At 62.7% G+C, this 22,187-nt stretch carries 21 protein-coding genes; 10 read left to right on the top strand and 11 right to left on the bottom strand.

The genetic code is table 11. The annotated features are described in order from the left end of the window. The first annotated feature begins 70 nt into the window (after positions 1-70). Positions 71-1,051 (top strand): zinc-dependent alcohol dehydrogenase family protein, encoded by a 981-nt coding sequence (locus BMW49_RS00300; RefSeq protein WP_069517098.1) that lies wholly within the window; start codon positions 71-73, stop codon positions 1,049-1,051. 344 nt (positions 1,052-1,395) lie between these two features. Here the strand turns inward: BMW49_RS00300 and BMW49_RS00295 are convergent, their stop codons facing one another. The 5 genes from BMW49_RS00295 to BMW49_RS00275 form a co-directional block, all read right to left on the bottom strand. Beyond that, positions 1,396-2,745: a DEAD/DEAH box helicase gene (locus BMW49_RS00295; RefSeq protein WP_069517099.1), complete on the bottom strand. Its 1,350-nt coding sequence runs from the start codon at positions 2,743-2,745 to the stop codon at positions 1,396-1,398. Between the two features lie 96 nt (positions 2,746-2,841). Further along, positions 2,842-3,771: an EamA family transporter RarD gene (gene rarD, locus BMW49_RS00290; protein WP_256539656.1), complete on the bottom strand. Its 930-nt coding sequence runs from the start codon at positions 3,769-3,771 to the stop codon at positions 2,842-2,844. Then, the gene (locus BMW49_RS00285) at positions 3,768-4,631 is read right to left on the bottom strand and encodes a carboxylate/amino acid/amine transporter (protein WP_069517155.1); all 864 of its coding nucleotides are present in this window, start codon (positions 4,629-4,631) and stop codon (positions 3,768-3,770) included. Before BMW49_RS00285 ends, rarD begins: the two co-directional genes overlap by 4 nt. Positions 4,632-5,544: 913 nt before the next feature. Next, the gene (locus tag BMW49_RS00280) at positions 5,545-6,144 is read right to left on the bottom strand and encodes an FMN-dependent NADH-azoreductase (RefSeq protein ID WP_069517100.1); all 600 of its coding nucleotides are present in this window, start codon (positions 6,142-6,144) and stop codon (positions 5,545-5,547) included. Positions 6,145-6,282: 138 nt separating this feature from the next. Continuing rightward, positions 6,283-6,594 carry a 3-phosphoglycerate kinase gene (locus BMW49_RS00275; protein WP_069517101.1) on the bottom strand — a complete coding sequence of 104 codons (312 nt, stop codon included), beginning with the start codon at positions 6,592-6,594 and terminating at the stop codon, positions 6,283-6,285. 88 nt (positions 6,595-6,682) lie between these two features. Here BMW49_RS00275 and BMW49_RS00270 point away from each other — a divergent pair, with 88 nt between their 5' ends. The 4 genes from BMW49_RS00270 to BMW49_RS00255 all read left to right on the top strand — a co-directional run bounded on the left by BMW49_RS00270 (position 6,683) and on the right by BMW49_RS00255 (position 11,115). Continuing rightward, the gene (locus BMW49_RS00270) at positions 6,683-7,609 is read left to right on the top strand and encodes a PA3225 family LysR-type transcriptional regulator (RefSeq protein WP_069517102.1); all 927 of its coding nucleotides are present in this window, start codon (positions 6,683-6,685) and stop codon (positions 7,607-7,609) included. 19 nt (positions 7,610-7,628) lie between these two features. Next, complete coding sequence (locus BMW49_RS00265; protein ID WP_069517103.1) at positions 7,629-8,444, top strand: alpha/beta fold hydrolase; 816 nt, start codon at positions 7,629-7,631, stop codon at positions 8,442-8,444. Between the two features lies 1 nt (position 8,445). Beyond that, positions 8,446-9,000 (top strand): peptidylprolyl isomerase, encoded by a 555-nt coding sequence (locus BMW49_RS00260; RefSeq protein ID WP_069517104.1) that lies wholly within the window; start codon positions 8,446-8,448, stop codon positions 8,998-9,000. 282 nt (positions 9,001-9,282) lie between these two features. Beyond that, entirely contained in the window at positions 9,283-11,115 is a 1,833-nt protein-coding gene (locus tag BMW49_RS00255; RefSeq protein ID WP_069517105.1) for an ABC transporter ATP-binding protein, read from the top strand. 18 nt (positions 11,116-11,133) lie between these two features. Here BMW49_RS00255 and BMW49_RS00250 read toward each other — a convergent pair whose 3' ends face one another. Continuing rightward, on the bottom strand, positions 11,134-12,258 hold the full coding sequence (locus tag BMW49_RS00250; protein WP_069517106.1) for a GNAT family N-acetyltransferase: 1,125 nt from the start codon (positions 12,256-12,258) through the stop codon (positions 11,134-11,136). Positions 12,259-12,626: 368 nt separating this feature from the next. Here BMW49_RS00250 and BMW49_RS00245 point away from each other — a divergent pair, with 368 nt between their 5' ends. Beyond that, entirely contained in the window at positions 12,627-13,727 is a 1,101-nt protein-coding gene (locus BMW49_RS00245; protein WP_069517107.1) for a porin, read from the top strand. Between the two features lie 153 nt (positions 13,728-13,880). After that, entirely contained in the window at positions 13,881-14,576 is a 696-nt protein-coding gene (locus BMW49_RS00240) for a DUF2057 family protein (protein WP_069517108.1), read from the top strand. A gap of 385 nt (positions 14,577-14,961) precedes the next feature. Here the strand turns inward: BMW49_RS00240 and BMW49_RS00235 are convergent, their stop codons facing one another. The 5 genes from BMW49_RS00235 to BMW49_RS00215 form a co-directional block, all read right to left on the bottom strand. Further along, the gene (locus BMW49_RS00235; RefSeq protein ID WP_069517109.1) at positions 14,962-15,378 is read right to left on the bottom strand and encodes an HvfC/BufC family peptide modification chaperone; all 417 of its coding nucleotides are present in this window, start codon (positions 15,376-15,378) and stop codon (positions 14,962-14,964) included. Between the two features lie 50 nt (positions 15,379-15,428). Further along, on the bottom strand, positions 15,429-15,662 hold the full coding sequence (locus BMW49_RS00230) for an anti-sigma factor family protein (RefSeq protein ID WP_069517110.1): 234 nt from the start codon (positions 15,660-15,662) through the stop codon (positions 15,429-15,431). Next, the gene (locus tag BMW49_RS00225; RefSeq protein WP_069517111.1) at positions 15,656-16,258 is read right to left on the bottom strand and encodes an RNA polymerase sigma factor; all 603 of its coding nucleotides are present in this window, start codon (positions 16,256-16,258) and stop codon (positions 15,656-15,658) included. Before BMW49_RS00225 ends, BMW49_RS00230 begins: the two co-directional genes overlap by 7 nt. 73 nt (positions 16,259-16,331) lie before the next feature. After that, entirely contained in the window at positions 16,332-17,453 is a 1,122-nt protein-coding gene (locus BMW49_RS00220; protein ID WP_069517157.1) for a beta-ketoacyl-ACP synthase III, read from the bottom strand. 163 nt (positions 17,454-17,616) lie between these two features. Beyond that, positions 17,617-18,471: a LysR substrate-binding domain-containing protein gene (locus BMW49_RS00215; protein WP_069517112.1), complete on the bottom strand. Its 855-nt coding sequence runs from the start codon at positions 18,469-18,471 to the stop codon at positions 17,617-17,619. Between the two features lie 104 nt (positions 18,472-18,575). Here BMW49_RS00215 and BMW49_RS00210 point away from each other — a divergent pair, with 104 nt between their 5' ends. The 3 genes from BMW49_RS00210 to BMW49_RS00200 all read left to right on the top strand — a co-directional run bounded on the left by BMW49_RS00210 (position 18,576) and on the right by BMW49_RS00200 (position 21,985). After that, positions 18,576-19,889, top strand: coding sequence for an aspartate aminotransferase family protein (locus tag BMW49_RS00210; protein WP_069517113.1), 1,314 nt, complete (start codon positions 18,576-18,578; stop codon positions 19,887-19,889). 75 nt (positions 19,890-19,964) lie between these two features. Further along, entirely contained in the window at positions 19,965-20,711 is a 747-nt protein-coding gene (locus tag BMW49_RS00205; protein ID WP_083251678.1) for a substrate-binding periplasmic protein, read from the top strand. 77 nt (positions 20,712-20,788) lie between these two features. After that, positions 20,789-21,985 carry an MFS transporter gene (locus BMW49_RS00200; RefSeq protein WP_069517114.1) on the top strand — a complete coding sequence of 399 codons (1,197 nt, stop codon included), beginning with the start codon at positions 20,789-20,791 and terminating at the stop codon, positions 21,983-21,985. Positions 21,986-22,187: the final 202 nt, after the last annotated feature.

Genomic DNA, 22,187 nt, shown 5'->3' with positions numbered 1-22,187 from the left:
TGCGGCGCTCAGGGGCTAGACTGCCACCCCATTGCAGTCCCGAACCGCCCTCTTTCTCTGGAGAACCCCGATGCTCAAGGCCCAATACCAAACCCGTGGCCCGGTCCCGCAGGACGTGATCGAAGCCGTTGACCTGCACCTGCCAGAACCTGCCGCCGGTGAGGTGCGCGTCAAGGTGCTGGCTGCCGCGATCAACCCTTCCGATGTGCTCACCCTGACCGGCGAATACGGCATGCTGCCGCCGCTGCCTGCAGTCGGTGGTAACGAAGGTGTGGGCCGCGTCGAAGCGCTCGGCGCTGATGTCGGCAACCTGAAAGTCGGCCAGATGGTTTTGCTGCCAGTTGGCTGCGGTACCTGGGTCACCCACCTCAACGCCCAGGCCAAGCAACTGATCCCGCTGCCGGAGGCCGACCCGCAGCAACTGGCGATGATGACCGTCAACCCGCCAACCGCCTCGCTGCTGCTCAGCGAATTCGTCGACCTCAAACCAGGCGACTGGGTCATTCAGAACGCCGCCAACTCGGGTGTGGGCAGCTATCTGATTCAACTGGCCAAGCTGCGTGGCTTCAAGACCCTCAACGTGGTACGCCGTGAGTCGGCCGTGGCCGGCGTGCAGGCTGAAGGCGGCGACGTGGTGCTGGTTGACGGCCCGGATTTGGCCAAGCGCGTACGCGCGGCGACCGACGGTGCGCCGGTGCGTCTGGGCATCGACGCCGTCGGCGGCGAAGCCACCGACCACCTGGCCGCGGCCCTGTGCGACGGCGGCATCCTGGTCAACTACGGCATGATGAGCCGCCAGCCCTGCCAGGTTTCACCCTCCTCGTTCGTTTTTCGCGACGTCACCCTGCGTGGCTTCTGGCTGGCCAAATGGTTCCGCAATGCCAGCCCGGCCGAGCAGATGAAGGTGTTCGGTGAGCTGACCCAGCTGATCGCCAGCGGCAAGTTGAAGACGCGCATCGCCGCCACCTACGACGTCAGCCAGATCAAGGAAGCCGTCGCCGCAGCCGCCGCCGGCGAGCGCGAAGGCAAGATCCTGATCGTGCCGCGCTGAGCAAAAAGGCAGCCTCAAATCTACTTGTGTAAGCGCCTCCTTCGCGTCTACACAAACTGAGGTTGCAACACGGTTTTGGGACAGAGCCAACAAAAAGCCATGTCCCAAAATCGTGTCGCTCCCCGGACAAGCCATCACGCAGGACCTAGGTGAACCGCCGACACGCGCAGGAGCCCCGCCTCGGGGCGAATCGATTGCAGCCATCCAGTGACTTCGGCGTTACCTATGGCATTCGCCGCGGGGCGCGGCTCCCACAAAAGCAGCGTCGGGACAGCGCCAAACAAAAAGGGGCCACGCATCACGCGTGGCCCCTTTTTTTGCTATCAGCCTGAGCGCCTTGGCGCTTACTCAGCAGCCGGCGTGCGGCGCTTGAGCGGCGCCAGGCCGTCCTGGCTGACTAGCACAGGCGCGTCGGGCTTGGGTTTATTCTGTGTGTTGCGCTTGCTCGGGGCTTTAGCCGCCGGCTTTTTCACCAGCTTCTTGCCGGTCTTGGGATCGACCTTTTTCTTCTTCGGCCCAGCTGCTTTGCCGGAGGCCTTGAGATTTTTCGGCCCCTGATAGAGGCCTTTGAGGTCCTTGATATTGCGGCGCTCGAAACGCTGCTTGAGGTAGCGCTCGATGCTCGACATCAGCGCCCAGTCGGTGTGGCAAATCAGCGAGATCGCCAGACCTTCGGCCCCGGCCCGACCGGTGCGACCGATACGGTGCACGTACTCGTCGCCCGAACGCGGCATGTCGAAGTTGATCACCAGATCGAGGCCGTCAACATCCAGGCCGCGTGCCGCCACATCGGTGGCTACCAGAATCTTCACCGCGCCCTGCTTGAGGCGGTCGATGGCCAGCTTGCGATCCTTCTGATCCTTCTCGCCGTGCAGCACGAAGGTCTTGAAGTTCTGCGCCACCAGCTTGCCGTACAAGCGGTCGGCCTGGACGCGGGTGTTGGTGAAGATGATCGCCTTGTCGTAGGTCTCGTTCTTCAACAGCCACTCGACCAGACGCTCTTTGTGGTGGTTGTGGTCAGCGGTGATGATCTGCTGACGGGTGCCTTCGTTGAGCTGGCTGACGCGGTTGAGCTGCAGGTACTCGGGGTCCTTGAGTACCTTGGTGACCATTTCGCGCAGGCCTGCACCGCCACTGGTGGCGGAAAACAGCAGGGTCTGGCGCGTGTCATTGCACAGCTCGGAAAGACGCTGCACGTCTTCGGCAAAGCCCATGTCGAGCATGCGGTCGGCTTCGTCGAGCACCAGCACTTCCACTTCATCGAGCAGCAGGTTGCCGGCGTTGGCGTGTTCGATCAGACGCCCTGGGGTGCCGATCAGGATATCAACCCGGCGCAGCATAGCGGCCTGGACCTTGAAGTCTTCGCCACCGGTGATCAGGCCGGCCTTGAGGAAGGTGAACTGGGCGAAGCGCTCGACTTCCTTGAGGGTCTGCTGAGCCAGCTCGCGGGTGGGCAGCATGATCATCGCGCGCACGCTCATACGCGGCGAGGATGCGCCATCGCCAAGCAGGCGGTTGAGCATCGGCAGGACAAAGGCGGCAGTTTTGCCGCTACCGGTTTGTGCGATAACCCGCAGGTCCTTGCCTTGCAGCGCCAGCGGAATAGCCGCCACCTGCACCGGCGTGGGCACGGTAAAGTTCAACTCGGCCACGGCTTTGAGCAGGCGTTCGTGCAGGGCAAATTCGGAAAACACGCGGGTAACCTCGACAAGAAACAGAAATCAGCTGCATAGCGTAACGGTTTCCCGCGCAATGACCGAATTTCTTTACGTGCAATCTACACAGCGTTGTCAGCGTGAGGCGCCGACAGCTCTGGAATGCAGGGCCTGACGCCGCTGTTTGAGCAGCAGGCGAGTGCTGTCCCAGCCCACCAGAAATACCGCCAGCCAGATCGGCAGATACGTCAGCCACTGCCTCGGGTCGAACTGCTCGCCGAGAAACAACAGCGCCACTGCGAACAGCAACACCGGCTCAACGTAGCTGAGAATCCCGAACAAGCCCATCGGCAGCAGGCGGCTGGAGGCCATCATCGCGGCGAAAGCCAGGGCCCCCAACAGGCCCAGCCCCGGCAACCAGAGCAACAGCGCTGGCGCCTGGCTGAACAGGGCTGGTGGGCCGTAAGCCAGAATCAGCCAGATCGCCAACGGCGTCAGCATCAACATTTCCAGAGCGAAACCGGACAAGGCGTCCAGGCGCATCCAACGGCGCAGCATGAAATACGGTGGGTAGCCAAGCGCCGTGACCAGGGTGATCCACGAGAACGCCTGGGTTTGCCACAGTTCGTGCACCACACCCAGCAGCGCACACGCCACGGCAATCGCTTGCAAGGGGCGCAGACGCTCGCCGTAGAACACGCGCCCAGCCAACACCATGGCCAAGGGCAGAAGAAAATAGCCCAGCGACACATCCAGCATGTAACCGGCCAGCGGCGCCCAGACAAATATGCCCCACTGGATGCCAATCAACACGGCAGCCACTGGCAGCGCGGCCAGCAGCAGTGGCTCGCGGCGCAGGCGTTGCAACACGCCAGCCAGCACGCTCCACTGCCGCCCGAGCAGCACCAGCAGGGCCACCGCCGGCAGCGACCAGAGCACCCGCTGGGCAAACACCTGCACACCGTCGAGCGGCGCCAGTTGCTGGACATAGCCTGGCATCAGCGCAAACAGCACCGAAGCGCCCACTGAAAGCGCGACACCCCGCCCGGATAATCCTGGATTCACCCAACCACCTTCGGCGCCCGGCCCAGGCGCGTAATAGCCAATGAGGCGATGATCACGCTGCCGCCCAGCGCCAGGCGCAACAGGTCGGCATCACGGTTCCACAACAGCAGGTTGACCAGCAGCCCCGCCGGGACCAGTGCATTATTCATCACCGCCAGGGTGCCGCCATCAACCAGGCTGGCGCCCTTGTTCCACCAGTAAAGACCCAGACCAGAGGCCGCGATGCCCAACCACACCAGCACACCCCACTGGGTGACGGTTTCCGGCATGCGCGCGGCGTTGCCGAACACCAGGAAGGCCGGCAGCGCCACCAGCAAGGCACCGAGGTAGAAATAGCCAAAGCGCTGATAATCGGCCAAGGGCGACGGGTGACGGGCCAGCAGGTGCTTGTAGAACACCTGGCCTGCGGCGAACGTGGCGTTGGCCACCTGCAACAGTAAAAAGCCAAGCAGGAAGTTGGCGCTCACCTGGTCGTAGCGAATGATCACCGCACCGGCCACCGCCACCAGAGCGGCAAGCAAGGCCCAGGGGTTGAAACGCCGATTGATGGTGTCCTCGATCAGCGTGACGTGCAGCGGCGTGAGGACGGTGAACAGCAGCACCTCCGGCACGCTCAGCAGGCTGAAACTCAGGTACAGGCACACATAGGTCACGCCGAACTGCAGCGCGCCAATCACCAGCATGCCGCGGATAAACCTCGGTTCCACACCGCGCCAGCGCGTGAGAGGCAGAAACAGCAGGCCGGCGATGATGATCCGCGTCAGCACCGCGAAATAGCTGTCCACCTGGCCGGCCAGGTATTCACCGATCAGGCTGAAGGAAAACGCCCAGAGCAGGGTCACAAAAAGCAGATAGCGCATGGTCACCTCGTTGCGAGGCGGCGACATTAGCCTGTTGCTGGCATTTCAACAATCTAGGGACTGACGCCAAAAAGGTTCTTTGCATTCCTGTGGCGATGTTGGGATTGGTACCGGACTGGCAAGTTTGTGTGCGTATCGACCGAAGGCTTGGCATGGCCCATTAACGCGTGTGCTGAACGTTTGGGTTGCGCCCCTCACGGGCGCCACACCTTTCTTGCTTGCCCAAGAAAGGTGTGCCAAAGAAGGGCACCCCGACATCCGGCCCTGGCTTCGCCAGGGTTCCCTCGCTCTGGTGCTGCTCCGGGGGCCGGCTTACAAGGGCCATCCATGGCCCTTTAAGCCTCTCGCCGCATCCATGCGGCTCGTCCCCCTACGCAACACCTACGCTCGGCCTCCTGACGGGACCCAGTCGCGCGCTTGCAAGATTTCTACAAGATCAAGTACAGCGGCGTCTGGCTTTTTGCTTTTGCCCTTGAATCGCGATCGTGCAGACGACGCCCAAGTCCCCTTCAGGAGGCCGAGTGGAATCGCCGCGTAAGGGGTTGAGCGGCATGGATGCCGCGAGAGCCGCGATGGGCCATGGATGGCCCTTGGCGGCGTGCCCGTGAAGCGGGGATGGAAGGAGGGAACCCCGGCGCAGCCGGGGCCGGATGATGGGGTGCCCTTCTCTTTGGTTACTTTCTCTTGGGCAAACAAGAGAAAGTGACTCGCCCGTAAGGGGCGAAACCCGCCAGACCAGACAGCGCGGTAATGGATAGAGCCACGTCATCGGCAACGCACACTTATTTGCCAGTCCGGTATGAACCAGCACTCTCACAAACTTACGAGAAAAGCAAAAAACCGGCCGCGCACAGAGCAACGGCCGGAACAGTGCACCCAGGAGCACGGGTGCCAGGAGGAGACTTAGGGTCGATCAGACCAGTTCAGTGAGCTGCGCCTTGGCACCGGCCACACCACGCTCAAGAAACTCGGCTCCCAGGTTCAGGCCTTCGGCATGCACGAAGCGCACATCATGGATACCAATAAACGCCAGTGCCTGGCGCAGATAGGGTTCCTGATGATCCATGCTGCCGCCGGCGTAGATGCCGCCACGGGCAGTGAGGACGATGGCGCGCTTACCGCTGAGCAGGCCCTGGGGGCCGGTTTCGCTGTATTTGAAGGTCACCCCGGCGCGCAGCACATGGTCGAGCCAGGCCTTGAGCGTGCTGGGGATACCGAAGTTGTACATGGGGGCAGCCAGCACCAGCACATCGGCAGCCAGCAACTCATCGGTCAACAGGTTGGAGCGCGCCAATGCAGCTTGCTCGGCCTCGCTTTGCTGGTCGGCCGGGGTCATCCAGCCGCCGAGCAGGGTGGCATCCAGATGCGGCACCGGGTCACGGGCCAGGTCGCGCACCGTCACCGTATCGGCCGGATGCGCAGCCTGCCAGTGGCTGATGAATTCGCCGGTCAGTTGACGGGAAACCGAACCCTGGGTGCGTGCGCTGCTTTCTATAACCAGAACCTGAGACATGCCCGTTACTCCATCGATAAGGTGTGTAAGAACGATGGGCACAGCGTATGTCTGGCCAGGCCGATTAAAAAGCGTAAAAAACCACTGCTATTTATCGACTGTATTGATTTGTTAGAAACGACACACTAGTCTCGACGGTCAGATCCCGCACGTCAGCTCGACACGCAGACGAATGATGCTGCGGGCGAATTTCATCGTCAGGTTACTGCTGGCACCCGGCTCCAGGGTCACCTTACGGGTGCGTGGCGCTTCGGGGCCGTTGCGAAACACTGCCGAGCATTGCGCCTGACTCTGGCCGTAGTTGTAGAGCACCACGGCACCGATGTTGTGATCGACCTCCTGGGTGGAGACCGAAACCTCGGCGCCGTTGAGCTGGCGTTCCACATCAATCGGGTAAGCGAATGCGCTCAGGGGCAACAGGGCGATCAGTGCACAGGCAAGTTTTTTCATATGGCAGCCTCCAAAGGGGCTGCCAGTTTAGGGCGAGAATGCCGAGCTGTGCACCCGCCTGCGCGAATACCAACAGGAGAGCATCAGCATGAAGGCGCCACGCGTTACCCTCGATCAATGGCGCACCCTGCAGGCCGTTGTCGACCAGGGCGGCTTCGCTCAGGCTGCCGAGGTATTGCATCGTTCGCAATCATCGGTGAGCTACACGGTGGCGCGCATGCAGGAGCAACTCGGTGTTCCGCTGCTGCGCATCGACGGACGCAAGGCTGTGCTTACCGAGGCTGGCGACGTGCTGCTGCGCCGCTCGCGCCAGCTGGTCAAGCAGGCCAGCCAGCTCGAAGACCTGGCCCACCACATGGAGCAAGGCTGGGAAGCCGAAGTGCGTCTGGTGGTGGATGCGGCCTACCCCAACGCCCGTCTGGTGCGCTCCCTGACCGCCTTTATGCCACAGAGCCGCGGCTGCCGCGTGCGCTTGCGCGAGGAGGTGCTGTCCGGCGTCGAGGAGGTGCTGCGCGAGGGCGTCGCCGACCTGGCCATTAGTGGGTATTCGCTGCCCGGCTTTCTCGGCTCGGAGATGAACCCGGTGGAATTCCTCGCCGTGGCCCATCCCGACCACAGCCTGCATCGCCTGCAACGCACCCTGAACTTTCAGGACCTGGAAACCCAGATGCAGGTGGTGATTCGCGACTCCGGTCGGCAACAACCGCGCGATATGGGTTGGTTGGGCGCCGAGCAACGCTGGACAGTCGGCAGCCTGGCCACCGCCGCCACTTTCGTCAGCAACGGCCTGGGGTTTGCCTGGCTACCGCGCCATCTGATCGAGCGCGAGCTCAAGGATGGCTTACTCAAGCCCCTGCCCCTGGAAAAAGGCGGTACCCGCAACCCGCCGTTCTTTCTCTATGCGAACAAGGACAAACCCCTCGGCCCGGCCACGCAGATTCTCGTCGAGCTGATCCAGCGTTTCGATGAAGCCCCACTGGGCGCGGCCTTCGCCGCGCCGCTACCGCCCGCCTGAACCTGCAAGGACGCTCGCCATGCCCTACTTCGACCAGGACGATTGCCAGCTGCACTACGAGGACTACGGTCAGGGAACGCCACTGCTATTGCTGCATGGGCTGGGCTCGAGCGTGCGCGATTGGGAGTACCAGATCCCGGCGCTGGCCCGCCACTACCGTGTCATCGCCCTCGACATACGCGGCCATGGGCGCTCCGACAAACCCCGCGAGCGTTACAGCATCGCCGGCTTTGCCAGCGACGTGACGGCCCTGATCGAGCACCTGGCGCTGCCGCCCGTGCACCTGGTCGGTCTGTCCATGGGCGGCATGATCGGCTTCCAGCTGGGCGTCGACCAGCCCCAACTGCTGCGCAGCCTGACCATCGTCAACAGCGGCCCGGAGGTCAAACCCAAGAGCCTGCGCGACTGCCTGGAGATCGCCCGGCGCTGGACCCTGTCCCGCGTGCTGAGCCTCGATACCATCGCCCGCGGCCTCGGTCGGTTGATGTTTCCCAAGCCCGAGCAGGCCGAGCTGCGGCGCAAGATCGAAACCCGCTGGCCGCAGAACGACAAGCGTGCCTACCTCGCCAGCCTCGACGCCATCATCGGCTGGAGCGTGCGGGAACGCCTGGCCCGTATCACCTGTCCTACTCTGGTTATCAGCGCCGACCATGACTACACCCCGGTGGCGCAGAAGGCGGCCTATGTCGCCGAGATGCCGAACGCACGCCTACTGGTGATCGACGACTCGCGCCACGCCACCCCGATGGATCAACCCGAACACTTCAACAGCAGCCTGCTGGCCTTTCTCGCAGAGGTCGACAGTGCTGCCCAACCCGCCCCAAGGATGCCCTGACATGCTCAAAAAACTCGTGCTCACTGCCTGCTCGCTGCTGCTGGCCAGTCACCTGATGGCTGCTGAACAACCGCGCGTACTGCTGACCACCAGCCTCGGCGAAATCGAAATCGAGCTGAACGCCGACAAGGCGCCGATCAGCGTGAAGAACTTTCTCACCTATGTGGACAGTGGCTTCTACGCCGGCACCCAGTTCCACCGGGTAATTCCAGGCTTTATGGTGCAAGGCGGCGGCTTCGATGCCGACCTGCAGCAAAAGCAGACCCAAGCCTCGATCAAGAACGAAGCCGACAATGGCCTGCATAACGTACGCGGCACCCTGGCCATGGCCCGCACCCAGGTGCGTGACTCGGCCACCAGCCAGTTCTTTATCAACCACAAAGACAATGCCTTCCTCGACCACGGCTCGCGTGACTTCGGTTACGCAGTATTCGGCAAGGTGACCCGCGGCATGGACGTGGTCGACAAGATCGCCCAGGTGCCCACCGGCAATCGCGCCGGTCAGCAGAACGTGCCACTGCAACCGGTGCTGATCATCGACGCCAAGCGCCTCTAACAGCGCGAACCGCCACCCGCGCCTGCTGCAAAACCGGCAGACGCGGTGACTCTTACAGTTGCCAGGAAAGGCTATATCCCTAAATCGTGTTGCATCCCGTGCAAGCCATCACGCAGCACCAGAGTGAACTAGCGAACATGCGTAGGAGCCCCGCCTCGGGGCGAATCGATTGCAGCCATTCAGTTATTTCGGCGTTGCCCATGGCATTCGCCGCGGGGCGCAGCTCCCACAAAAGCATCGTCGCCGTGCAACACTGTTTGGGACATAGCCCAAGGAAACCCCATGCTGTTCCAGCGTTTCGAAGCCCTTATCGACGTATTCAAGCCCAGCCCGGACGTGGCCCCGCCCGCCGGCTTGCTGCGCTTTTATGCCTATTACCTGCGGCAGATCTGGCCGCTGATGCTCGCGGTGATCGTGGTCGGCTTCTTCGCCGCGCTGATCGAGGTGGCGCTGTTCAGCTTCCTTGGCCGCCTGATCGACATGACCCAGGCCACGCCAAGCGCAGCCTTTTTCAGCCAGCACAGCGGCGAGCTGCTGTGGATGGCACTGGTCGCCCTGCTCATTCGCCCACTGGTGTTCGGTCTGCATAACCTGCTGGTGCACCAGACCATCAACCCGGGTCTGACCAACCTGATCCGCTGGCAGAACCACCGCTACGTGCTCAAGCAGAGCCTGGGGTTTTTCCAGAATGACTTCGCCGGGCGCATTGCCCAGCGCATCATGCAAACCGGCCCTTCGCTGCGCGACTCGGCCATGCAGGTGGTCGATGCGCTGTGGCATGTCACCGTGTATGCCGGCAGCGCGCTCTACCTGTTCGCCGCCGCTGACCTGCGCCTGGTGATCCCGCTGCTGCTGTGGATCATCGGCTACTGCGCCACGCTCTGGTACTTCGTGCCACGCATCAAGGACCGCTCCGCTGCGGCCTCGGCCGCACGCTCGGCGGTCATGGGCCGGGTGGTCGACGGCTACAGCAACGTCAGCACGCTCAAGCTCTTCGCCCACACCCAGGTCGAAGAGAACTACACCCGCGACGCCATGCAAACGCTGCTCGAGCGCTTCCGCCTGCAGGGCCGCACCATCACCAGCCTGGACTTCACCATCACCTGTCTCAATGGCCTGCTGATCGCCGGCACCGCCGGGCTGGCGCTGTGGCTGTGGCACCAGGAGCTGATCAGCACCGGCGCCATCGCCCTGGCAGTGGGCCTGGTGATCCGTATCAACGGCATGGCCGAATGGATCATGTGGGTGGTCAACGGCATCTTCGAGAACGTCGGCACCGTGCAGGACGGCATGCAGACCATCGTCCAGCCGCGTCTGGTGCAGGACCGTGACGATGCCGAGCCGCTACAGGTGCGCCAGGGTGGCGTGCGTTTCGAGGGTGTGCAGTTCCACTACGGCAAAGCTGGCGGAGTGATCGACCACCTGGACTTGCAGGTGGCACCCGGCGAGAAGATCGGTTTGGTCGGCCCATCCGGGGCAGGCAAGTCGACCCTGGTCAACCTGCTGCTGCGCCTGTACGACCTGCAAGGCGGGCGCATTCTCGTCGATGATCAGGACGTCTCTCGGGTCACCCAGGAAAGCCTGCGCGCGCAGATCGGCGTGGTCACCCAGGACACCGCTCTGCTGCACCGCAGCATTCGCGACAACCTGCGCTACGGCAGGCCCGAGGCCAGTGAAGCCGAGCTGCTGGAAGCCGCCCGCAAGGCTCGCGCCGATGCCTTTATCCCGCTGCTTGACGACGGCCAGGGCGGCCATGGCCTGGATGCCCAGGTCGGCGAGCGCGGCGTCAAGCTGTCCGGCGGCCAGCGCCAGCGCATCGCCATCGCCCGGGTGTTGCTGAAGAACGCGCCGATCCTGATCCTCGACGAGGCCACCTCGGCGCTGGACTCGGAGGTCGAAGCGGCCATCCAGGAAAGCCTCGACAGCCTGATGGAGGGCAAGACGGTGATCGCCATCGCCCACCGCCTGTCGACCATCGCGCGCATGGACCGCCTGGTGGTGATCGACGCTGGGCAGATCGTCGAAACCGGCAGCCATGCCGAGCTGATCGCCCGCGGCGGCCTTTATGCGCGCCTGTGGCAGCACCAGACCGGCGGTTTTGTCGGCGTCGACTGAGCCCACTTAGGGGCACACTTAGGCCTGGCGATACGGCAGTAAGGTGCGCGCCTCTTCGGCATACGCGAGCACGCCAGCGCGCTCCTGGTCGAGAAAATCGGCCACGGCGGCGCGCAGGCCGGGATGACAGAGGTAATGCCAGGAGCGAGTGATCTGCGGCTCGAAACCGCGGATCAACTTGTGCTCGCCCTGGGCGCCGGCATCGAAACGCTGCACACCCTGCTCGATGGCGTAGGCCATGCCCTGATAGAAACAGGTCTCGAAGTGCAGCCGGTCGAACTCGGCCAAACAGCCCCAATAGCGGCCGTACAGGCTACCGCCACCAATCAGGCTGAACGCCATGGCCACCGGCCGACTGCCCTGGCGCGCCAGCACCACGCGGATTGACTCGGGCATGCGCTCAGCCAGCAGGCTGAAAAAAGCCCGCGTCAGGTACGGCGCCTGTCGCCGCACCTGGTAGGTGTTGGCATAGCACTGGTAGACAAAATCCCACTCGGCCTCAGTGAGTTGATGGCCCTCGCGCCACTCGAACTCGATGCCCTGCCCGGCCACCTGCTCGCGCTCCTTGCGCATCTGTTTGCGTTTGCGCGAACTCAGGGCCTCAAGAAAATCCTGAAAATCCCGGTAGCCGCGGTTGTGCCAGTGAAACTGGCAACCGTAGCGCTCCAGCCAACCCTCGCGCCCCTGCAACAACGCATCGGCTGCCGGGTCAGTGAAGTTCACATGCACACTCGACAGCCCCTGCGGCTCCAGGCTGGCGGTCAGTTCATCGAGCAACTGCGCCGCCGCCAACGGATCCCCCAGCAGGCGCGGCCCGCTGACCGGTGAGAAGGGAATCGCGCCCAGCAACTTGGGGTAGTACTCAATGCCTGCGCGGTGACAGGCATCGGCCCAGGCGTGATCGAACACATACTCGCCGTAAGAATGCTGTTTGACATAGGCCGGCAGTGCGGCCAGCGGCTTGCCGTCTGCGCCCAAGAGCACCTGATGGGCCGCCTGCCAGCCCGTACCAGCGCCGATGCTGCCGCTGTCTTCCAGGGCACTGAGAAAAGCGTGACGTAGAAAGGGTTGGTCAGTGGCCGACAGCGCGTCCCAGCTCGTAGCCGGCAAGCAGCGCAGAGAATCTGCGAGCAGAAGGGTCATGGCAGGGCTCCGAAGAAAATTTCCCGAGAGGGACTGCTCCAGCGCTGCGCGAACGAAATGGAACAGGCCCTGACAATGGCCAGACATGATGCCGTCGCACGCGAGCCACCACAACTCGAAGCCGTACTCTAAGTTTGCCAATCAACATATGAGGTTCGCCCGCGCGGCCCTACCGCGGTGATCGCTCCCCCGCTAACGGGGCCTTATATGCAATGCAACTGCTTGATTCTGAAAAAGTTCCCCTGACTCTAAAATGTCACACGGGAGCAAGCCTTCTGTCATATGGGACTTCCATAATCGCCTCCGTCCAAACAGATGAAGTCATGCCAAAGGCGATGACGGCGTTTCATAACCGAAGGAGTTTTTCAATGAAGATGAAGTTGATTGCGGTTGCTGTTGGTGCTGCTCTGTCGGTACCTGCTGTGGCCATGGCAGACGTAAGCGTCTATGGCCGTGCGCACGTATCGGTGGATTACCTTGATGATGGTGCCAAGTACTCCGAAACCAACCTGTCGAGCAACTCCTCCCGCCTGGGTTTCAAGGGCGACCATGAAATCAACCCGGACCTGAAAGCTTTCTTCCAGATCGAGCAGCAGATCAATTTCACCACCGGCTCCTCCAGCGGCGGCACCAGCTTCGCCACTCGTGACACCTTTGTCGGGCTGAGCGGCAACTTCGGCGCTGTTCAGGCCGGTCGTTTCGACAGCCCGTTCAAGGTAGCTCGTGGCCCGTTCAACCTGTTCGGTGACCAGGTCGGCGACATGAACAACCTGGCTCGCGTCACTTCCGGCCGCCTTGACGAGCGTTATGACAACACCATCCAGTACACCACGCCTGACTTGAATGGCTTCAATGTCAAAGCGGCCTACTCGATGTACCAAGGCCAATCGCTCAACATCACCGATAGCGCTGCCAACAACGAAGATAGCGATGCCTTCAGCGTGTCGCTGAACTACCTCGGTGGTCCTCTGGAAGCCTCCCTGGCCTACGAGCAGGTAGAAGAAGATACCCTGCGTGGCGAGGCTGACTCCATTCGCGCCGCTGCCGCCTACAAGCTAACCGAAACCTTCAAACTGGTCGGTTTCTACCAAACCACCGATTTCACCGGCGTTGACGATACTACCAGTGCTCAGCGTGATGCTGGCACCTTCAACGTCTTCGGCCTGGGTGGCGAGTTCGCAATTGCCAAGAACACCGCACTGAAAGCCACCTGGATGACCAACGACAGCGACACCAGAAATGCTGACGCCACCATGTGGGTAGTGGGTGTCGAGCACAAACTGGACAAAGCTGTACGCGTCTACGCCAACTACGCAGTAGTAGACAACGACGAAAACGTTGCTTACTCCCCATGGATGCAGTCCCGCACTGCCACGCCAAGCGGCCAGTCAATCGACGAAAACGACGTAAACAGAGCAGCCGGTGAAAAAGCGGCCGGTCTCACCGTAGGTCTGCGCTACGACTTCTAATCCCTAGGGACTGGAATGAAAACAAACCGGGCTGCTCCGCGAGGGGCAGCCCGGTTTGTCATTTAACTGACACTTATCAGTCTTATTCTTGTGTTCGAAATGCAATCGACCAAACCGCCGAGTACCGGCGGGCCTTCGCAATTAGGAGTTTCCATGCGCCGCTTGTTCGTTATCACAATGGCCTGCCTGATGGCCGCCTGTGCCCAGCAACCACAAGTTCAACTGTATTCCGGCGCACCGCAGCCGCAGAGCAAGGTACTGACTGTAGTGGTTCCCGGCGAGTTGGAGATTCGCAGTATCAACGGCCAGCCCTACTCCGCAGCCAACGCCGCGTATAGCCTGGACGACAAGCAACTGCTACTACAACCAGGCGCCTACCAGATTCAGGCTTTTTACAAGAATGGTTTCGACATCGCTGGCGGCATCAGCCATGAAGTAGTGCGTGGCCGCACTGCCATCTTCAATATCGAGGGCAAGGCCGGTGATCTTTGGCGCCTGGAGTTCGACCGCCCGAACAATCTGGCAGAAGCCAAGAAGTTCGAGGACGAATTCACTGCCTGGGCCGTGAACACCCGCACTGGTGAGCGTCAGCAAGCACAGGCCGGCAATCGTAACGTCTCGGCACTCGCCGCCCTGATGGGGTCCAGGGAAGTCGCCCCGCAAGCCACTACCGTCGCACCACTGGGCACAGCTTCCGGCGCAGCGACCCAACCAGTAGTACTGTCTCCCGCACCGGCTCAGGCCGCTGCGCTGCCGCACAACGATGCAACCCTGACCACTCTGCAACAAATGTGGAACCTGCTGACCCCGGAAAGCCGCAGCGCCTTCCTGAAATGGGCTCAACAGTAAGCACCTAAAACAGGGCTCCTGCGGTGCGCAGGAGCCAACTCTCAAGGCGCTCATCTATCACGACGCCCTCCCACTGCAGGGGCCTTAGCAGGGTCTTTTGATGTTTCGTTCGCGGCAACGCGGCGTGCAACGAAACATCAAAAGGCCCTCACATCCAAGGTGTCCTGGAGACGATTGAAAAAGGCTCTGTCCCAATAGGCTGTTGCAACCTTATGCAGGCCATAACGCAGCGCCGGTATAAACCACCCTACAGGCGTAAGAGCCCCGCCTCAGGGCGAATCGATTGCAGCCATTCAGTTATTTCGGCGTTGCCTATGGCATTCGCCGCGGGGCGCGGCCCCCACAAGTCGATTCTTGGACGCAGTGATTCAGGTACAGCGAAGGTTTAAGGACACCAGATGCCCTGACGTTGCCAGTCATCCAGCACGATCTGGGCGTTGTTGAAGTACTGCGTATCGGCCCTCAGGCCATGCTGCTGGGCCAGTTCCAGCAGAGCCGGTTCGGCCTCGCTGACATCCAGCGCCAGCTCGACCCACTCGTAATGCGCCAGCTCCAGCACAAACGGCGGATCGCCGGCCTCGGCGACATAGCCCTGCTGCAACCAGGCGAGAAACTCCTGGCTGATCTGCAAGAAATACGGCGTGCGCGCCTGGTGCTCAGCGATAAAACTGCGCACCAGGCGCTGCCAGCGACTGGCCTCGATCAGCCGGTGCAGCACCGGAAAGGCGCCGCTGATAAAGCCTTCGATATTGTTGCCGCTGTGAGTATTTTCTGCCGCGTTGAAGCACACAGCATCAGACATTACGGGGGAGAGTCGCTGGAAGGGTTGCGGGACAATGCCTGCAAGAAGACTCAGGGCAGCTCGCGGCGGGTCTCGGCCAGGCGGCTGGCGAGCGCATCGAGCTCGGCGCTGACGGGTTTGTCCAGCTGCCGCAGCACCGCCTGACTCAGGCGCATCTGGCGGATAAAGCGCCGGCAATGCCCGCACAAGGCCAGGTGCGCGCACACCGCCAGACGGCCGCGCAGGTTCAGTTGTCCATCCAGGTAGTCACTGGAATGCGCGACCAGCTCTTTGCACGTCAACATTGGCCGGTCTCCTCGAAGTGCTCCAGCGTGGCGAATACCTTCAAACGTGCACGATGCAGCAGCACGCGGACATTGGAGAGCGAGATGTCCAAAAGATTACAGATGTCTTGAAGCTCCAGCCCCTGTTGCTCACGTAGCTGCAAGACGCTGCCTTGCAACTCGGACAGGCTGGCCAACGTCCGCTCCAGGCAATCGCGCAGCTCGGCCTCGGTCAGCAGCGCCTCAGGGGTGTCCTGATGCCAGGCATGGGGGGCTAGCAACCAGTGGCCGTCTTCGGCGAAGCGCGCATCGTCGATGCTGCCGTGAGGCGATGGCAGATCATCCATCAACACCTCACGGCGGTTGTGGCGCAAACGGGTCTTGGCGGTATTGGCAGTGATGGTCAGCAGCCAGGTCTTGAGGCTGGCGCGACCCTGGAAGCCATCGAGGCTACGCACCACGGCCAGCCAGGCATCCTGCACCACTTCGTCGGCGTTACGGCTGCCGACAATGGCGAACGCCACCGCGCGCATGGCGCCCTGGTAAGTGGTAACCAGCTCACGGTAGGCCTTCTGCTCACCGGCCAGAAGACGCTTCAGCAGATCGGCATCCGTCATGGCGTTCCCGTAGGGTGCGCTATGCGCACCACAGCCGCATCAACAGGTACGCACGGCGCACCCTACAGCGATCTCAGCGTTTGCGCAGGATCACGCTGCCAATCGAATAACCCGCACCGAAGGAACTCAGCACGCCGATGCTGCCACTGGGCAGGTCTTCGTGGTTCTTGTGCAGGGCAATCACCGAACCCGCCGAACTGGTGTTGGCGTAGGTATCGAGGATCACCGGCGCTTCATGGGGCTCGGCGTCACGGCCCAGCAGTTTGCGGGCGATCAGCAGGTTCATGTTGAGGTTGGCCTGGTGCAGCCAGAAGCGTTTGACCTGGGCGACTTCCAGGCCGTTTTCCTGCAGGTGCGCGGCAATCAGTTCGGCAACCATCGGACAGACGTCCTTGAATACCTTGCGACCTTCCTGCACGAACAGCTTGTCGCGGGTGCCGATCCCCTCTTCCGCCGCGCGGTTGAGGAAACCGAAGTTGTTGCGGATGGTGTTGCTGAACTGGGTCAGCAGCTTGGTGCCGAGCACGTCGAACTGCTGCGCCGAGGTGGCCTGGTCGGCACGCTCGATGATCACGGCGGTGCAGGCATCGCCGAAGATAAAGTGGCTGTCGCGGTCACGGAAGTTCAGGTGGCCGGTGCAGATCTCCGGGTTGACCATCAGGATCGCCCGCGCCTGACCGAGCTGCACGCTGTTGACCGCAGCCTGGATACCGAAGGTTGCCGAAGAACAGGCGACGTTCATGTCGTAGCCAAAGCCCTGGATGCCAAGTGCGGCCTGTACTTCAATGGCCACCGCCGGGTAGGCGCGCTGCAGGTTGGAGCAGGCGACAATCACCCCATCAATGTCGGCGGCGGTCTTGCCGGCTCGCGCCAGGGCATCCTGGGCCGCGCCAATGGCCATCTCGCAAAGGATGCCCCACTGCTCGTTGCTGCGCTCGGGGATACGCGGAACCATGCGTGCCGGGTCGAGGATGCCAGCCTTGTCGATAACGAAGCGGCTCTTGATACCCGAAGCCTTTTCGATAAAGGCACTGCTCGACTCGGTCAGCGCGTCGACCTCGCCACGCTCGATGGCGCTGGCGTTCTCGGCATTGAACTGCTGCACGTAGGCATTGAAGGACGCCACCAGCTCATCGTTGGAAATGCTGTTGGCCGGGGTGTACAGGCCGGTGCCACTGATGACGACGTTGTGCACGGTCATTCCTCTTGTTCTATGCCACACGGGCAGACAGTTATCCGGGCGGCGCGGGCAGCCTGTCCGGGAGCAGATGGGACACAGGCGCCAGGCAGGAGCACATCCCTCTTAAGCAGCAGAGTGTGCCATAACCAAACCCTTTCGCCCATGCCGCTCGGAGACGCTACAGCGCTGGCAATTGCTGGCGAATATGCAGGGCGAACGCCGCCACCAGGCTACTCGGCTGCTCCCGGTCAAAGCGCAGGCTGATGCCCACGGCCGGTAGCGGCGGTAAGCCGGCGCTGGCCGGCACTATTTGCAGGTCGGCCGGTACCGCAGTCTGGGTCAACACCGCAATTGCCTGGCCGGAGCGTACCAGCGCGGTCAAGCCAGCGAGGCTGCTGCTGGCATAGGCCACGCGATAGGCACGGCCGACGCTGTCGAGCGACTGCCGCGCCGCCACGTGGTCAAGCGTGTCCAGGTGCGAAAGCGCCAGAGGCAGAGGCTCAAAGGCCGCGGCATCAGTGCCGGAGCAGCCGACCCAGACCAGCGGTTCACGGCGGATCACGTCCGTGGCATCGGCGTCGGCCAGGGAAATCAGCGCCAGGTCCACGGCATGCCCCTCGATCTGCTCAAGCAGGCGCGGAGTGGGTGCACAGATCACCTCCACCAGCACCTGCGGATGCTCGCGGGCGAAACCGCGCAGCAAGTGCGGCAGGAACACCGCGGCGTAATCGTCCGGGCAGCCGAAGCGGATGGTGCCGCTCAGGCCCTTGCCCGTGAGATCAGCCAGGGCCTCGTCGTGACAGCGCAAGATGCGCTGGGCATGCACCAGCAGGCGTTCGCCCTGAGGGGTGAGCAATACACCGCGACCGGTGCGTTGCAGCAGCGGCTGGTCGAGCACCTGCTCAAGGCGCTGCATCTGCATGCTCAAGGCCGACTGAGTGCGCCCGATATGCGCAGCGGCGCGGCTCAAGGCGCGGGTTTGCGCGACCATCACGAAACTGCGCAACAGATCGATATCCAGAGACAGGCCCACGCTATAAGCACTCCTGATAACTCATATAAGAACTATTCGATCCAATAAAACCTGAGGCAGCCCTAGACTGCAAGCTCAGTCAACGCTCACAGGAATCACCCGCCATGTCCGCCAATAACGATCCCATCTTCTGGCGCAATGCGCGTGAACACCTGATCCGCTATGGCGGCAGCTTCGAGCCGATGATCATCGAGCGCGCCCAGGGCAGCTTTGTCTATGACGCCGATAGCCGGCCGATTCTTGATTTCACCTCGGGGCAGATGAGCGCCCTGCTCGGCCACGGCCACCCGGACATCTGTGCCGTGGTCAGCGAGCACATTCAGCGCCTGGACCACCTGTTCAGCGGCATGCTCAGCCGCCCGGTGGTCGAGCTGGCCAGCAAACTCGCCGAAAAGACCCCGGCCGGCCTGGACCGCAGCCTGCTGCTGAGCACCGGAGCCGAGTCCAATGAAGCGGCCATTCGCATGGCCAAACTGGTCACCGGCAAGTTCGAAATCGTCGGCTTCGCTCAGTCCTGGCATGGCATGACCGGCTACGCCGCCTCGGCCACCTACAGCGCCGGGCGCAAGGGCTATGGCCCCGCGGCGGTCGGCTCGCTGGCAATCCCGGCGCCCTTCCCCTACCGGCCACGTTTCGAGCGCCACGGCGAGTTCGACTGGCAAGCCGAGCTGGATTACGCCTTCGACCTGGTCGACCGGCAGTCCACCGGCAACCTGGCCGCCTTTATTGCCGAGCCGATTCTCAGCTCCGGCGGCATCATCGAGCTGCCAGCCGGCTATATGCGTGCCTTGAAAACCAAGTGCGAGGAGCGCGGCATGCTGCTGATCCTCGACGAGGCGCAGACCGGCATCGGCCGCACCGGCATGATGTTCGCCTGCGAACGCGAGGGCGTAACGCCGGACATTCTTACCTTGTCGAAAACCCTTGGCGCCGGCCTGCCTCTGGCCGCGGTGGTGACTTCGGCGGCCATCGAAGAGCAGGCCCACGAGCGCGGTTTTCTGTTCTACACCACCCATGTCTCCGACCCGCTGCCTGCGGCTGTGGGCCTCAAGGTGCTGGAAGTGGTGGAACGCGACAACCTGGTCGAACGCGCCAATGTAGCCGGTGCGCGCCTGCGCAATGGTCTGCTGGCCTTGCAAGAGCGCTTCGACTGCATCGGCGATGTGCGCGGCCGCGGTCTGCTGCTGGGCATGGAAATCGTCAAGGACCGCCAGACCAAGGACCCCGCCTCGGAGCTGGGCGCGGCCATCACCCGCGAGTGCATGCGCCTGGGCCTGAGCATGAATATCGTGCAACTGCCGGGCATGGGTGGGGTGTTCCGCATCGCACCTCCGCTGACCGTTCGCGACGAGGAAATCGACCTGGGCCTGGCGCTGCTTGGCAGTGCCATTGCTAACTGCTTGAGCAAGGGTGTGTGAACACGCGCACGGTGATACCCAGCGCGCAGGCTTTCTGGTTAAGTGTCGGCTGCGCGATCTTTGCGAGCAGCCGGCATGCCCCGACGCCCCCTCACCTGGTACTCCCTGGTTTTTGCCTGCCTGCTTCTGGTGGGCAAGGCAACAGCTGACGAACAACGACCGCTGCGTTTTTCCGTCAGCGATAGCTGGGCCATGCCGATGATGCAAATCGTCGAGGGTCAAGCGACTGCCGGCATCCTCTACGACCTGCAGCTGCGCCTTGCCCAAAAGGTCGGGCGCCAGGCGGAGCTGTTGGTGCTTCCGCGCCTGCGCGTGCAGCAGATGCTGGTGCGCGGTGAAATCGACGTGCGTTGCTACGTCAACCCGGCCTGGCTGACCGAGTCCCATCATCAGTACATCTGGAGCGTGCCCTTTATGGTTCAGCACGACCTGCTGGTCGCGCACCAGCCAGTTGCTGTGGAGCCAACGCAGTTGCACGGCGAAACCATCGGCACCGTACTGGGCTTTACCTACCCGACCCTCGAAGCACTGTTCAGCAGTGGCCAGTTGCGCCGTGAAGACGCCCGCAGCCAGGAGCTGGTGCTGGAAAAGCTGAAGGCCGGACGCCAACGCTATGGCATCAGCAACTCAATGACGTTGGCCTGGTTCAATCGCCACCAGTCACCTACGCAGCAACTCTACCCAGTCAAAGCGCTGGCTTCCGATCTGGTGGCCTGCATCGTGCGTGACGAGCCGGATGTGCCAACCATGCGCTTGCTGCGCGCGTTGGTGCAGATGAGCCAGGACGGCGAATTCGAAGAAATACTCGCGCGCTATCGCTAAACCTGACTACCGGGTTTCCCGCCGACCTGTGAAAGGGGGATAATCGGCGGCTTTCTTCGCCGCACCGAGAGCCTCTGATGACTGCTGCAACCAGCCCCCGATTGACGCCGCGGGCGATCCTGCTGATCGAACTGGCTCTGGCCCTCGGCGGCTTCGCCATCGGCACCGGCGAGTTTGCCATCATGGGCCTGATGCCCGAAGTGGCGCGCGACCTGGGCATCAGCGAACCCCAGGTCGGTCATGTGATCAGTGCCTACGCCATCGGCGTGGTGGTCGGCGCGCCGATTCTGGCCATGCTCGGTGCTCGCCTGCGCCGACGCCCTTTACTGCTGATGCTGATGGGCACCTTCGCTCTGGGCAACGTGGCCAGCGCCCTGGCGTCCGACTATCCCTGGCTGATGCTGTTTCGCTTTCTCGCCGGCCTGCCCCACGGCGCCTATTTTGGCGTCGCCATGCTGGTGGCGGCGTCCATGGCCCCGCCACACAAGCGCGCCAAGGCCGTCAGCCGGGTGCTGATGGGGTTGTCGATCGCCATTCTGATCGGTAACCCGGTGGCCACCTGGCTCGGCCAGACGTTGAGCTGGCGCTACGCCTTCGCCCTGGTGGGCCTGATTGCCCTGTGCACCGTGGCCATGGTGGCGATCTTCCTGCCGCTCGACCGCAGCGAGGTGCGCAGCAGCCCGCTGGGCGAGTTACGCGCCTTCAACCGCGCGCCGGTGTGGCTGGCGCTGCTGATCGGCTCGATAGGCTTTGCCGGCATGTTCTGCGTGTTCAGCTACATGGCGCCGACCTTGTTGCAAGTCACCCGCGTCGACCCCGGCTGGATTCCGGTGGCCCTGGCGATCTTCGGCCTGGGCGGCATCCTCGGTAACCTCGCGGGCGGCTGGCTGTTCGACCGCCTGCGCTTCAAAGCGGTGGCCTGGATTCTCCTGTGGAGCGCCCTGGTGCTGGGCCTGTTCCCCCTGGCTGCCGACTCCCTGTGGACCCTGCTGCCGGCGATTTTCATGGTTGGCACCATGGTCGCCCTGGCCCCGGCGCTGCAGACCCACCTGATGGACGTGGCGCAAGGCGCGCAAACCCTGGCCGCCGCCTCCAACCATGCGGCCTTCAATATCGCCAATGCCCTAGGCCCATGGTTGGGCGGCCTGGCGATCAGCGCCGGCTTCGGCTGGACCATCACCGGCTATATCGGCGCCGCCACCGCCCTGGCCGGCTTGCTGGCGTTTGCCTGGGCCTGGCAGGTGCAACAAGCCAACGCGCAGGCAAACACCTGAGTACAGCCCCATGCGTAAGAAACGCTCGCGGCTAAAGCCCCTCCTACACACAGCTCGATAGCCTTCAGTGTTGTAGCCTGGGCCGCGCGAAGCGACAGCCGGGAATTAGCGTGTTCCCATGGGGCCGTTGATGGTCCCGATCATTGCGCACGACGGCCTCGACCGCGCTGGCGTAAAACGCCGCCTTGCTCCTACGCAGGCG

The organism is Pseudomonas cuatrocienegasensis (genome assembly GCF_900110925.1).
In the GTDB taxonomy this organism is placed as follows: domain Bacteria; phylum Pseudomonadota; class Gammaproteobacteria; order Pseudomonadales; family Pseudomonadaceae; genus Aquipseudomonas; species Aquipseudomonas cuatrocienegasensis.
This window is presented reverse-complemented; position numbering and strand designations above follow the sequence as displayed.

Excerpts from the sequence above, each read along its gene's own strand:
- BMW49_RS00300 (WP_069517098.1), top strand. The coding sequence starts at position 71 with ATGCTCAAGGCCCAATACCAAACCCGTGGCCCGGTCCCGCAGGACGTG.
- BMW49_RS00255 (WP_069517105.1), top strand. The coding sequence starts at position 9,283 with ATGCTGTTCCAGCGTTTCGAAGCCCTTATCGACGTATTCAAGCCCAGC.
- BMW49_RS00265 (WP_069517103.1), top strand. The coding sequence starts at position 7,629 with ATGCCCTACTTCGACCAGGACGATTGCCAGCTGCACTACGAGGACTAC.
- BMW49_RS00240 (WP_069517108.1), top strand. The coding sequence starts at position 13,881 with ATGCGCCGCTTGTTCGTTATCACAATGGCCTGCCTGATGGCCGCCTGT.
- BMW49_RS00250 (WP_069517106.1), bottom strand. The coding sequence starts at position 12,258 with ATGACCCTTCTGCTCGCAGATTCTCTGCGCTGCTTGCCGGCTACGAGC.
- BMW49_RS00210 (WP_069517113.1), top strand. The coding sequence starts at position 18,576 with ATGTCCGCCAATAACGATCCCATCTTCTGGCGCAATGCGCGTGAACAC.
- BMW49_RS00230 (WP_069517110.1), bottom strand. The coding sequence starts at position 15,662 with ATGTTGACGTGCAAAGAGCTGGTCGCGCATTCCAGTGACTACCTGGAT.
- BMW49_RS00270 (WP_069517102.1), top strand. The coding sequence starts at position 6,683 with ATGAAGGCGCCACGCGTTACCCTCGATCAATGGCGCACCCTGCAGGCC.
- BMW49_RS00200 (WP_069517114.1), top strand. The coding sequence starts at position 20,789 with ATGACTGCTGCAACCAGCCCCCGATTGACGCCGCGGGCGATCCTGCTG.
- BMW49_RS00205 (WP_083251678.1), top strand. The coding sequence starts at position 19,965 with ATGCCCCGACGCCCCCTCACCTGGTACTCCCTGGTTTTTGCCTGCCTG.
- BMW49_RS00225 (WP_069517111.1), bottom strand. The coding sequence starts at position 16,258 with ATGACGGATGCCGATCTGCTGAAGCGTCTTCTGGCCGGTGAGCAGAAG.
- BMW49_RS00235 (WP_069517109.1), bottom strand. The coding sequence starts at position 15,378 with ATGTCTGATGCTGTGTGCTTCAACGCGGCAGAAAATACTCACAGCGGC.
- BMW49_RS00260 (WP_069517104.1), top strand. The coding sequence starts at position 8,446 with ATGCTCAAAAAACTCGTGCTCACTGCCTGCTCGCTGCTGCTGGCCAGT.
- BMW49_RS00275 (WP_069517101.1), bottom strand. The coding sequence starts at position 6,594 with ATGAAAAAACTTGCCTGTGCACTGATCGCCCTGTTGCCCCTGAGCGCA.
- BMW49_RS00285 (WP_069517155.1), bottom strand. The coding sequence starts at position 4,631 with ATGCGCTATCTGCTTTTTGTGACCCTGCTCTGGGCGTTTTCCTTCAGC.
- BMW49_RS00245 (WP_069517107.1), top strand. The coding sequence starts at position 12,627 with ATGAAGATGAAGTTGATTGCGGTTGCTGTTGGTGCTGCTCTGTCGGTA.
- BMW49_RS00280 (WP_069517100.1), bottom strand. The coding sequence starts at position 6,144 with ATGTCTCAGGTTCTGGTTATAGAAAGCAGCGCACGCACCCAGGGTTCG.